This is a genomic window from Shewanella fodinae (assembly GCF_014651955.1).
Lineage (GTDB): Bacteria > Pseudomonadota > Gammaproteobacteria > Enterobacterales > Shewanellaceae > Shewanella > Shewanella fodinae.
On sequence record NZ_BMXW01000002.1, the window covers coordinates 292,118 to 304,745 of the forward strand.

Below are 12,628 nucleotides of genomic sequence, written 5' to 3' on the forward strand. Positions count from 1 at the left end.
ACTGAGGTATAAGGCAATAAAAAAGGCAGTGAATACTGCCTTTCCCTGTTATAAATCACCGTTACTTTTGCTGTAACATCAACTGCCGGATATATTTTACCGGTGCGCTGCCATAGCTGAGGAACTGTTCATTAAACTGTTCCAAGTTGAATTGCTTACCTTCCTTCGCTTTGATTTCATCACGCAAATCATAGATAGCGCGGAAGCCAGCATAATAACTGGTTAGCTGAACCTGGCTCAATGTCGCCCTGCGCCACTTACCTTCGGCCTCGGCCTGCTGCTGGAACGCCTCCTGCGTCATTAACGTCATGGCTTGTTCTTTGGTCATTCCCTTAACCTGAATACTGTAATCCAGAATGGTGTTGCAGATCACTCGCAAATTCCATTTGTAGTACATCAACCACAATTCGGGTTCAAAGTTGCCGTAGCCCTCTTCCAGCATCATACGTTCGGCATATACCGCCCAGCCTTCAATCATGGCACCGTTACCGAACAAACTTTTGATCAAACTTGGAGACTTATTGGCGTACACCAACTGTGCATAATGGCCGGGAATTGCCTCGTGGATGTTGAGGATCTGCAGCACCCAGTGGTTGTATTCTCGTAAATAACTTTCTGCAGCCGCCTCAGACATGCCATCAAGAGGTGTCACGTTGTAATAGGTATTACCACCTTTATCATAAGGCCCTGGTGCACTAACTGACGCGCCCGCGACGCCACCAAAATAAGCAGGTGTTTCACGTACCACCAATGGCTTATCTTTATCCAGCGTCACCAGATGGTGGTCATTCACAAATTGGATTAATTGTGGCAACTGCTTCCTGACTTCATCGACGAAATTCTCGCGTTTGACGTGGTTAACAGATAACTTGTCGATAAGCTGGCGGATGGCTAGTTTTTCATCTGCAGGTTTGGCTGATGTGAAATATTTTGACCATAACTTATCGGTGAGCTTTGCCATCTCCCGTTGCACTTTTTCCTTATCGGATAAGGCTTTTTCGTACAGCTCTTTAGCAGTCATACCCGACTGAATATCATAGGCAAACTTTTGCTCATAAAGTTTTTCACCAATACGAAAGCTTCTAGCCCCCTGTTGTTGCAATTGGCCTTCAAGGTTTTGTAAAAAACTGATGTAATCATTGATTGCCGTTTTGGCAGCGCTCAACCGCTGATTGAATAACTGCTTTTCCGCGTCTGAAAGTGACGAATCAGCCACCGTCTTTTGCAAGTCATCTGACAAAACCGAAAAAGCGCCCTGATTCTGCAAGATGGCAAGTTGTGTGTGTTCCAGCGTTGGATGGCTGATATTGGCCTTGGCGGCCTGATAATAAGCTGGCACATTTTCTAGCCGAGCTAATACGGAACGCAGGCGTTCATCCTGTGGCGCATAATTTTCATTGATGATCTGCGCAAACCCGCCTGCGACATTGTAGTTGGATGGATCCCACTGCCAAGATTTGAAATCGTTGATTTCCCATTTGCTACTGGCCAGCTGATTTTCAATCAAGCGATAATCAATCAGGTTCGCTGGCGTTAATGCGTCGGTATCAAATGCTGTTAACAATCCCTGGTATTTGGCGATAAACGCCAGAATCGCAGTGCGACTGGCGGCATCTGGGATCTCCAATGTGGCGTCATATTTGTGATAACCACTGTAAAGTGCATACGTCGGTGCTTGTTTCCAGAATTCATCGATAAATTGCTGACTGAAACGCTGGAACTGCTGATTTTGTTCGGTTTTTATGGCCGTGATTAGCTGATTTCCTTTGGCTTCGGGACTCGGCTGCGACTGACAGGCGTTTAGGCCACCTAACGCCAACGCAATGGTCAATGGCAATAGCAGTTTTTTCATTATTATCATTCCTTCCTTGCGGTTTGTTGCGTCCGAGTTAACCACGAGATGTGGCTGATTGCAGCTCAAAATCGCCACATATCACAGTTTGTTACAGTTTAGCGTTCAACCTATTTGGCAAGCGGGGAGTAAACCGTGGACTTGTCTATGCACCAAGCACTTTTACCGTCGCTAGATTTTTCTTGCGGAAATCCGGTCATCAGCTTGTTATCAGCTGTATGTTGTAGCACTAAAGGCTTAGGTTGCGTTTTATCATCCCAATACAGCGTGAGCATAATGGCCTCTGCCCCATCACACGTCTGCAGATGGGCATCTGCGACCTCAGCGTAAGCACTGCCGTGATATTCGCTGATGCTAGGCGCCTGACACTGAGTATTGTCATATAACTTGGCATTACTACGGTAAGTATCTTTACCAAATTCCATGATAAATTCCTTGCTCTTACTGCCGTCCACAATACAGCCACTGCTCCAACTACCGGCTAATGGTAGTTGTTTTGCCTGCTGATGCTGCCAGCCAAACAATCCCAGAATTACTAGGCCGATCACGACGAGGGCGATAACAATGGTTTTTGACATCTATATGCTCCAGAAAACACTGTAAAAATAAGGCGCTGTGACAATACCACAGATTGATTTAGACTGAGCACTTTAGCGTGAATTATCTTTTGTCTATAGATCAGCAAGATAACTATTAACCGGAATTGTTATGGCAGATATCGATTTTTCCAAACGTATCACTTTGGCCCGTCCTTATAATAGCCAGCATAATAGCAATGGCGATCGCGCGACGTTGCAACGCGCCTATGAAAGTGACCGTGGACGCATCATCAATTCAGCCGCTATCCGCCGTTTACAGCAGAAAACACAAGTGTTTCCGCTAGAACGCAACGCCGCCGTTCGCAGCCGATTAACCCATTCACTCGAGGTACAGCAAACTGGGCGGTTTATTGTACAAAAAATATTTGATTCCCTAGACCAACAAGGCGTGGCGTTAACCGATATTGGACTGGATGGTATGGCAAGGCCATTGGAAACCTTGGTCGAGATGGCGTGTCTGATGCACGATGTGGGCAATCCCCCTTTCGGACATTTCGGTGAAGCGGCCATTAGCCATTGGTTTAGCCAGCACTTGGCTGATATCGCGCCAATTGACTTCCAATTACAGCAAGAGCTCTGTCTGGATATCTGCCACTTTGAAGGTAACGCCCAAGGGCTACGATTGATGCACACGCTGCTGGGACTTAATCTGACCTACAGTCAATTGGCCGGGGTCCTGAAGTACACTCGTTGCGGCACATTACCTAAATCTGCGCGTCCCGAGGATAAATCCTATTTAATGAAAAAGGTTGGTTACTATGCCAGCGAGACTGGCGTAGTCAGCGATGTGTGCCAAGCACTGGGAATGACGTTAGGTAACCGCCATCCCGTAAGCTATATCATGGAGGCCGCTGATGATATTTCTTATTGTTTAGCAGATATTGAAGATGCTGTGGAAAAAGATGTCATTTCCCTCTCACTGCTACAACAGCTGCTAATTACCGAGTATCAGCAGCAATGTCAGCAAATGTCTCTGCCCAACCAACGTCTGTTGTTCATGGAACATGCTATCCAGTATGCCGCAGACGCCGCCGCCAAAAGCGCCATCAATCCCCAGAGTCAGTTCTTCACCTTTTTACGGGTCAAGTTAATTCATCCGCTGGTAGAACATGCTGCGCAACGCTTTATCGATAATCTTGAAGCGGTATTTCGTGGTGATTTCAACCAACCACTGTTAGAAGACAAAGGCTATCAGCATGCAATTACTGAAACGCTGAAGCAGGTCGCTATACGTAACGTATTCAGTCATAAAGAAGTGGAACAGATGGAGCTTAGAGGCTATCGCATAGTGACAACGCTGCTGGACTGCTATCGTCCTTTACTGTGTTTACAGGAAGCACAATTTACGGAAATGCTAGAAGGCAATGGACAGCAATACCTTATTGAACACAGGCTGTTGAAACGATTGCCGCTCAAGCATTTGGCTACATACAAACGCGCTGTTGGTGAACGGCAATTACCCGAGTTTTACCATCGCTGCCGACTGATACAGGACTATATCAGCGGCATGACAGACGAATTTGCTTTAGATGAATATCGGCTATTGATGGCGTTGGCGTGACACCAAGTATCAGCTGCGGCGAATGCGCACAACTCGCATGGTTTCCACTTCAAAACCGGCCACTAAGGTGGTTTGTGGATAGTAATCCAGCGTAACTTGCGCCCCTTTCAGACTACGATATTTTTTGGGACGTCGAAAACGAAATGGTGTTTCATAGTTTTTAAGCATCAACGTGTGTTGTACCCATTCCCCTTGATCCCGTTGAGTATGTGACAGCACAGTGCAGTGTTCAGTATGGATCAATGCAGGGTGTTCTTGGGATAAGTCAGAAATACTCATTTTTTACTTTACCTCCCGAATCTGTTTTCTGACATCTATGCAGGTCCTGATGGGCCTGACACTCTTGCCAAATTGGCATCCGCGAGCCCAATTCCAGCAGTACACAACAACCCTTACGCTAAAAACACAGGGGATCAAAATATTGCAACCGGGAAGGCTCTAACGATATGACCGTCACCACTATTATCTTTGTAACGACCAAATCAGACTGGTTATTGTAGCAAATTTAACCAACAATGGGGGTTTAACATCCAAATTTATTAGTAATTAAGTTTATCCTTATAATTGGTTTATATTTTTCAGGATGTTAAAAACTATTGGTTCACTATATTTGATACAAGTTTGTTGTTGCTCAGTTACCAACTGCAGAAAAACTATAGTTTATTTAATTCAAGCAGATAATCGACGCCGGAGATAAGGTGTACCTTGCCAGTTTAAAGCAGAATTTAATTAACCCGTTAAGTGAAGTAATGTCCGGCACTAGTCAACCCACACTCATCCCACAATTAATGAAGTAATGAGCCTATCGGCTACACATGTCAATTACACTCATCACTTGACACTGTTGCTGGAACTGCCCATCTCAGCAGCATTGATGAGCACTGTTGCGCTGCTCAACTGATTAAGGCTACCAAGCAAGTTGCCGACCTTGGTAATCAAAAAATTTACCGCTGTCTTGAGGGGTTAAACGATCTAACAGAGCCTTGATACCCTGGGCTGAAGTAGCTGCATCTATCAAACCGTGTGGACCACCCATATCGGTACGCACCCAGCCTGGATGGATTACGACGGCTGTTATCGCATCGGGGGACAGATCCAGTGCCAAACTTTTATTCACAGCATTCAGTGCCGCCTTGGAAGATCGATAAAGATAACTGCCACCGCTATGATTTTCCTCAATACTGCCCATCTTTGAGCTGATGCAGGCTACGGTTCCCTTCGCCCCCCGTAACTGTGGTAAAAAAGCCTCGGTCACTTTTAGCGGTGCAATGGTATTAATCTCTAGCACCTTGCGCCATTCTTCCACCGGAATATCTCCAAGCAACACGGCGTTAGGGCCGTAATAACCCGCATTATTGATTAATAAATCAATAGGACGGTCATCGAGTTCCCGCGCCAGCGCTGCCAGTCCATCGTAATCTGTGACATCCAGTTGATAAACCTCAAGCCCTGGATTGTCACTGATCAAATAGAGCAAGTCATCGGCTTGGGAAGGATCGCGGCAACAGGCAACCACATCCCAGCCAGATGCCAGATATAATTCGGTTAAGGCTAAACCAATGCCGCGATTAGCACCGGTGATCAACAGTTGTGGCATGTATTCTCCCGCGCAGCGAAGCCAGATTGCTATCGCTGATATTTCCTTTTTTAAGCATGTCTAACACATTGTGTGATAGCAGCGACATCTCGGTCAACCGTTGATGTCTGGGTATTGCGGCAATAATTTGCAGCTTCGTGAAGTGCTTAGCATTCACCTAGCCACTGCTTGTCCAAGCATCCTGAAATACTCTCGGATAGCGCCAAAAATCTGTGTTAAATGTCCATTCTCAGGATATGCACCGCTGGCTGATGCTTCGACCGAACGAGTACCAGAAACTAAATATTGATTACGCACCTCAGCACAGTGCTCAATCGCACTTTCAAAGGCGCGCGCCATTAACTCTGTTGGACGGGAAAAATAATAAGTGCCACGTGCTTGATCCAGCTTGATGGCGCGTGAAACATAGTGGCTGGCATCCGAGCCATCACGGTTCAATAACACCTGTTGAAATAGCTGTGCTAACGCCTGATTCAGAGGATGTGATTTTAACTTTATATCTTGCAGCCAGAGTTCACTGGCAAAACTGATAGGCGAAATGTCACTGTCATCAGCAAACGCAGCCAATGCTAAATGATGATCCAGTGCATGCCAGAATTCATGTGCCAAAGCGCCGGCCCCCGCATTTTTCGCCAGCGCGAGAGTACGATTAGCCGGAGCATAATGCGCCTGCACACCTTTACGCCCACCAATGCCAAAATCCAGATTAAGTGATTGTCGCAAGCCTAGTGTTGCCGGAGGGATATTGAGAATAAACGCTAAATCCGCTAACGAATCAAACACCAAATTTGCCGCAATCGCAGACTCTTCATCAGACACCCAGCGCCCGACTCTAACAGCGGCGAAGCCAAAAGTATCGCGGACATCGAGAAACGTCTTTGGCTCTCCCAAACGGTAATCTGGGCCCTGACGAACGTAACGACTATGGACTAACAAATGGCAATCGGCCTCAGAGAAACTAATGGCTGTATGATGGCATAGTTACCTAACTTGAGAAAAGGCAGTCGTCACCTGCCGTCCCCAAATCAAAGTCTAGCGCGCAAATCGCTGTACCACTTCCACCAAATTGCCGGCAATTTTCTTCAGGTTATGGATACGAGAAGACGCACCTTCTGCATCTTCCTGACAGCTGCGAGCCATCACCGATATATTGTTGATCTGGTGATTAATATCTTCCGATACATGTGCTTGTTCTTCTACTGCAGCCGCCATTTGCACCGCCATGTTGGAAATACTGCTTAATTCAGAAGCGATACCGCACAACAGATTCTCACTGTCTTTCACCCGATCTAAACCTATCTGGGCTTTCCCCTGCCCTTGCTGGGCAACCGTTACGGCCACCCCAGCGCGGTCTGCCAACTCTTTTATAATGGCGTGTATTTCTTTGGTCGATTCCTGAGTCCGACTTGCTAAAGAGCGCACTTCATCGGCAACCACCGCAAAACCGCGCCCCTGTTCTCCTGCCCGTGCGGCCTCAATAGCGGCATTCAACGCCAGTAGATTAGTTTGTTCTGCAATCTGCTGGATTATCTGTGCAACAGACGCAATTTTGTCTGTTTGCTCCGACACGCTGGCAACCGACTCCGAAATGTTGTCAACCGCCACCCGTAGCTCTTCAATCGCATCACTGGTTTTTATGGCAACCGCTTTGGCCTCACTGGCAAGTGTGGTGGATTTTCTTACCCGCTCAGTAGTCTCGGACACATGACGAGACACTTCGGTAATCGTTGTCGTCATTTGGTTCATGGCCGTTGCGACCTGTTCCGTTTCCTGATGTTGCCTATCCAGTGTTTGCTCTGAGCGTTCAGTGAGATGAACAGACGCGTCTGTTTCATTCACCATGACAGTAGCGGCATGGTCCATCCGCGTCAAAACGGTGTTAAGGTGGGCCCGTTCACTGAGAATCGCAACTTTGATTGCGCCCAGCAGATTGCGCTGGTCGGTATAACTTTGCACTGCCAATGGATCTCTGAAACCGCCCTCCAGCATTTCCATTAAATTGGTGTATATCTGCTTTTTCGACACAGTAACTAAGATGGCGTAGATGATAAAAGAGAGCGTTAGAAAGGATTCTGAAAAATTGCTATATCCAGAAAAATATAGCAAGGTACAAACGGTAATAGCGGCCGTGATAAACACGTTTTCAACACCAAGCAAACGCTGACGCTGCAACCCTTTACCAGCATTCAAACGTCGATATAACGCATTACAACGTTCAATATCCTGGGGTTTAGCTTTAGTTCTTACTGATTGAAACCCAACTATTTTCCCATTTTCTGTCATCGGGGTGACATACGCATTTACCCAGTAAAAATCGCCATTTTTGCAGCGATTTTTGACAATTCCCATCCAAGGCTTTCCCTGCTTGAGGTATTCCCACATATTACGGAAAGCCTCTGCTGGCATATCTGGATGACGGACGAGATTATGAGGCTGGCCTATCAGCTCTTCTTTGCTGTAACCACTGATATCAACAAAAGCATGATTACATTCAGTAATAGTGCCATTAAGATCAGTAACAGAAATCAGCTTCTGATTTTCACTGAATGTGCGCTCTCGGTCGGTGACAGGTAAATTTTTTCGCATAGAGGTTTCAGTCCCTTGAACTCCGCTGAGGGAATCCAGCAATTAGCGATTACACAGGTATCATAAGTATTAGCCAACTTTCGTGACCTTCAACTTTTTGTAGTAAATCATTTTATTTTTTATTGAATCCGGGATTACTTAAGAATCAATAATGCATTGCTCGATGATTTATAATCATCGCCTAATGTAGATTTTTATTTAACACTTGGCTAAAGGAAATTACGACCATTGCTTCAACTGACTAATTATTGAACATAATGGCGCGATTAGGACACTTCAAAAACAGCGCCTACTCTACCCATTCAATTTTTGGCGCTAGTGGACGGGCATTGGCTGCTCGAGCAATAAAGATATAAATCCGTTTATGCTCGCCCCGCCGTTGCCGAGGCGGCTATAAGCACCAACAACGTTAAAGTATTATCACTGTATGTTCGCCGTAGATTTTGGCTGTTAAATAGAGCTTATGCTGCTACCAGCGGCTGTTTTATTTATACAGCGTCGTTTTTAAATCAACATAACGGGCCTATAAATCAATAAGCATACAACCCCGTTTGACTGACTCAACAAAACCGTTAGCTGATCACCACAATGTTGGTATAGTGCAGAGTTAGACGAACAGAGTTACCACCGCTTGGACTTGCCAAAAGCGTTACCATATCGCCATCCACACCGAGGATCTGGGCACTCACTGTCGAGCCGTTGAGCAAGATGGGTAAATTATTTTTATTGGCGAGCAAAAATTTACCAAATTCACTGTCTCCCATGTGTTCCTCCTATTTGAACCCTTCCTGTAACGCTTTTAGGTCTTCGTTGTACTGAGTTTGGCATGTCGATAGCTTCACCTTGTCTGTGCCCGCCGCCGTCTTACAGGCCGCTAGCTGTTTGTCCAAACTCGCGGTGTAGGTTGCTAACAAAGCGCTGTTGGTGCTTGCTTGAGTCTTCTTGAGGCTTTCTTCCGCCTTTGCCTTAGCTGCAGCAGCGGTATTCTCTGCAGCTTTAGCCTCATTAGCTTTGGCTTCAGCTTTCAATCTGTCGGCTGTCACCATTTCGCTTATGACAGTTATAATTTGTTTGATATTCGCTTGAGCTTCACTGGTTGGCAATTCTGCATCCGTTGGTTTACCGGTGAAACCATTAGCAGCCAACATGCAGTTGGAAAACAGCATTTCGCGGGACAGCAACACTAGGTCATTACGGCCACCAAGATTCACCATAGTACTGGTTGTTTCCATCCCCAGTTTCAGGGTCTGGCTTAGGGTGTTGTTCACACTGTTATTGGTGGAAAAATCATTTGAACCGGTTGCCCCACTGCTGCCAGATGCCGCGCTACCATCTTCTGCTGTTGAATTACGGCTTAAACTTCTGTCTCGCTCAATCTGATACTCCAGCGCCTGACTCACTACAGCAGTAAGATTATTCACGGCTTCGGCTGTCGCCTTGAACGTTGTTGACGCCGCAACATCCGGTACAGGTTCAGAACAAACAACCTTCTCGCCATTGCTCTTGGTCCAGATATAAACATTGCGCAGTTGTGCAGGTAATGAGGCGACTTCTAGCCCTGGGGCGTCCGTCTTACTGAGTGCCGACAGCTCAAGTTTCATGGTTTTTTGTTCAGTGATCCCCAGCGAGGTGCAACCTGTGGTGATTAACACTAGTGGCAAGAGTCGTAGCAGTTTCATTCCCGTTCCTTGGCATCGGCGTATCCCGAACAAATCCTAGTCAAATGTTATTAAAAAGTAAAATAGTGGTTTTGAGACTATTGGGGACAAACAGGAAATGCATCTAAAGTGAAACGCGGCAACGCAGAGCGAGAACGTTGAGCTAAGAAGATAAGCGGGAACTGATGTTTTGCATTCTCCCCTGTGTCGGAAGAAATTTAATGCGTAACCATCTGAACAACATCTGTTTTCGTCACGTAAAGCCATTGTCTATGGAAAAATGTATGCCATCAATCACGATGGTATGTTGCGTGTTAAATTGCTGTATACCCTGCCTGGCAATGGCCTACGCCTACGCAGCTATAACCAAGATGAATATCCTGATGAAAGCTATAACGACGACCAAGTGAAAGTGATTATTGTTATTGGACGAGTGTCTTGGTATTCAGTACTTATTTGACACTCTCAAATATCTACAATTCTATATTTCAGAGCAAAGTGATCTCCCTCATCCATGTATGCCTCTTTTAAAACAACTTTATCTTCATTTGTTTTTCTAATTTGATTCATAGAGTTAATTATTTTACAAACCAAGTCTTTTTTATGACTTGGAAATTTATAACCTAAAGTAATGCTGCAAATTTTAGCATTTATCTTTTCTCTATCAACATTTGGATAGGTGTAATTCTCGTAATTAACTTTATTTGATTTACATGAAAAAATTCTGACTTCATTTTCGTAGCTCCAATCACTGTTTTTTGTCAATAAGTATTGATTAAAAACATAAAGGTCTCGCTCTCTATTCCTGATAAACTCATCAGAATAGGTAACTTTATCAATACCAAATCCATCGGGAAATTCCCCTCCAAACCAATATTCCACTAAAATACCTTTATGCTCATCAGCATAATGCGACCACATAAGCATTGAGTTTATATTGTTTGAAAATGAACATATCTTATAATCAGAATCTATTAAGTTTTCACCTCCTATACGTTCAAGAGTTGGCATTTCTACAGGATCATTTAATTGTTCCCTAGAAGATAAATAAAAATATCCATTAATCAATGAATCAATTGTATTAATATTAAAATATGAATATTTAAATAGAGTACTTCTCCTGTTAGCAATAAATGTATTCCACTTAAAATGATTAGATATATCGTCATTGAAAAGTTTTTTGAGATTTCCTACTTTATCTTTTGAAATAGAAACATTGGATAATAGCTTTGATGTTTCTATATAGTTTCCAATTACAACGTGATTTTTCTGATTAAACTTAATCATTAATTCGATTGCATGTTCGTATTCTTTAAAAGCTTCTTTTAACTTTCCTAGTCTCTGATATGCAACTCCCAATGCATTTAATGTAGTCATTGTTGGTTTAATTTTTGAGTGTAAATCTTTTATGATGTCAATTAAATAACTGAATTCTGAACACTCTACGCTATAAGATACAAGCTCCATAAATGATTTTTCATCAAAGCCTCCATTTAGAAACATAGTTTTGCTTTCATCAAATCTTCTTCGATAAAATTTTGCATTCCAAATCATCTCTAAGTTTTTTAGCTCGTCACTTAGATCAGCATATAAAAAATGATTATTCATTGCTGAACTATCTAAAATAGACTTAGAATCAATATAACTTACATAATGCTCAATATCGCAATCTAACTCTTCATCACGTTCTAACTGCCTTGATATTAAATTTATATTTTTCTTCAATAGAAATATTTTTCTTAAAATTTTTACTTCATTATCGCGAGAGTTAATCCCCTTAATTTTAGCTAATACATCTAAATCAATATCTTCATTCATTACAAATAAATTAGAAATATAGAAAATCAAATATAATTTATTATCGGCAAGTATTTTATTTAATTGATTTTCGTTACAAATTGAAATGACAGAATCAAACCTTTTTGCCTTAAATGCACTTGAGATCACCGATGATACAACTTTCTCTTTCTCCTCACAAAGTGAGTAACGATAAAAAAACTCTTGGAAAATTTGCTCATAATCGTCTTCAAAAAATATTGATATTTCGAAATCAAATAATTTAGATAAAGCATATTTTTTATCTATTGCACCAGAGTTGAACATTTCCTTTATTACAAAAACTGAAACATATTTAACAGATTCCATTAACTCAATAGATTTATCTGATTCACCTAAGTAAAAATATATAGAAATCAAATATTCATATTTGTAATGACATTCTACATCATCATCTTCCAATACTTCTTTTAAAAAAAGCATATCATCTTTTTCAAGCGTATTTAAATTTCTGGTTATATAATAAGCATTAGTTAACCTAGTGCCTATTGATTTTTTATTACCTGATTTATAAAGCAGTTTTATACAAACGAGTAATGATACTATATCATGTCCAGTATTAAAAATGCCCCAATGCGCTTCAATATTTTCCGAGTCAAGTTTTATTGAAAATTGATAATAATCATAGGGGATATGAAGAAGTTCAAATGTATTAAATATTTTAAATGCTACATTACCTAAATAACAATAGGCATTTGATTCTGAACCATTTTCATCAATAATTCTTTTCAATGTAACATCAGTCGACTCATTTTTTAGATATTGTAAAAAATAAAAAAACCCAGATAGGCGTTATTTGTGAAATCATCCAAATAACGGTATAAAAACTCTAAGTTTGAAAACCTTTTATTCCTTAGGTTGTCTATTATGAATTTATCGTCCATCTATTTCTCACCATCAAATAAACATAAAATTCTCAAATTTCATCATGTTATTTAC

The 12,628-nt window shown here is 42.6% G+C and carries 10 protein-coding genes and 1 pseudogene; 2 read left to right on the forward strand and 9 right to left on the reverse strand.

Annotated features, from left to right (window positions below; translation table 11 throughout):
• Positions 1-61: 61 nt before the first annotated feature.
• Both IE064_RS03530 and IE064_RS03535 read right to left on the reverse strand, forming a co-directional pair.
• On the reverse strand, positions 62-1,852 hold the full coding sequence (locus IE064_RS03530; protein WP_189616438.1) for a DUF885 domain-containing protein: 1,791 nt from the start codon (positions 1,850-1,852) through the stop codon (positions 62-64).
• A 110-nt stretch (positions 1,853-1,962) separates the two neighbouring features.
• The gene (locus IE064_RS03535; protein ID WP_189616440.1) at positions 1,963-2,430 is read right to left on the reverse strand and encodes a hypothetical protein; all 468 of its coding nucleotides are present in this window, start codon (positions 2,428-2,430) and stop codon (positions 1,963-1,965) included.
• A 130-nt stretch (positions 2,431-2,560) separates the two neighbouring features.
• On the opposite strand from IE064_RS03535, the gene dgt reads away from it, so the two are divergent.
• Positions 2,561-4,012, forward strand: coding sequence for a dGTPase (dgt, locus tag IE064_RS03540; protein WP_189616442.1), 1,452 nt, complete (start codon positions 2,561-2,563; stop codon positions 4,010-4,012).
• Between the two features lie 9 nt (positions 4,013-4,021).
• On the opposite strand, the gene IE064_RS03545 is transcribed toward dgt, so the two are convergent.
• The 6 genes from IE064_RS03545 to IE064_RS03570 all read right to left on the reverse strand — a co-directional run bounded on the left by IE064_RS03545 (position 4,022) and on the right by IE064_RS03570 (position 9,874).
• Positions 4,022-4,291, reverse strand: a complete 270-nt coding sequence (locus IE064_RS03545; RefSeq protein ID WP_133039207.1) for a hypothetical protein — start codon at positions 4,289-4,291, stop codon at positions 4,022-4,024.
• Positions 4,292-4,919: 628 nt separating this feature from the next.
• A complete protein-coding gene (locus IE064_RS03550; RefSeq protein WP_189616444.1) occupies positions 4,920-5,609 on the reverse strand; it encodes an SDR family oxidoreductase in 690 nt (229 codons plus the stop codon).
• 153 nt (positions 5,610-5,762) lie between these two features.
• Positions 5,763-6,545, reverse strand: coding sequence for a CLCA_X family protein (locus IE064_RS03555; protein WP_189616446.1), 783 nt, complete (start codon positions 6,543-6,545; stop codon positions 5,763-5,765).
• 96 nt (positions 6,546-6,641) lie between these two features.
• Positions 6,642-8,195, reverse strand: coding sequence for a methyl-accepting chemotaxis protein (locus tag IE064_RS03560; RefSeq protein ID WP_189616448.1), 1,554 nt, complete (start codon positions 8,193-8,195; stop codon positions 6,642-6,644).
• 572 nt (positions 8,196-8,767) lie between these two features.
• Positions 8,768-8,959, reverse strand: coding sequence for a hypothetical protein (locus tag IE064_RS03565; protein WP_189616450.1), 192 nt, complete (start codon positions 8,957-8,959; stop codon positions 8,768-8,770).
• Positions 8,960-8,968: 9 nt separating this feature from the next.
• Entirely contained in the window at positions 8,969-9,874 is a 906-nt protein-coding gene (locus IE064_RS03570; protein WP_189616452.1) for a hypothetical protein, read from the reverse strand.
• A gap of 229 nt (positions 9,875-10,103) precedes the next feature.
• Between IE064_RS03570 and IE064_RS03575 the strand changes: the two are divergent.
• Positions 10,104-10,313, forward strand: a pseudogene (locus IE064_RS03575) (S24 family peptidase); the annotation flags it as partial.
• A 5-nt stretch (positions 10,314-10,318) separates the two neighbouring features.
• On the opposite strand, the gene IE064_RS03580 reads toward IE064_RS03575, so the two are convergent.
• A complete protein-coding gene (locus tag IE064_RS03580) occupies positions 10,319-12,421 on the reverse strand; it encodes a DUF2971 domain-containing protein (protein WP_189616455.1) in 2,103 nt (700 codons plus the stop codon).
• Positions 12,422-12,628: the final 207 nt, after the last annotated feature.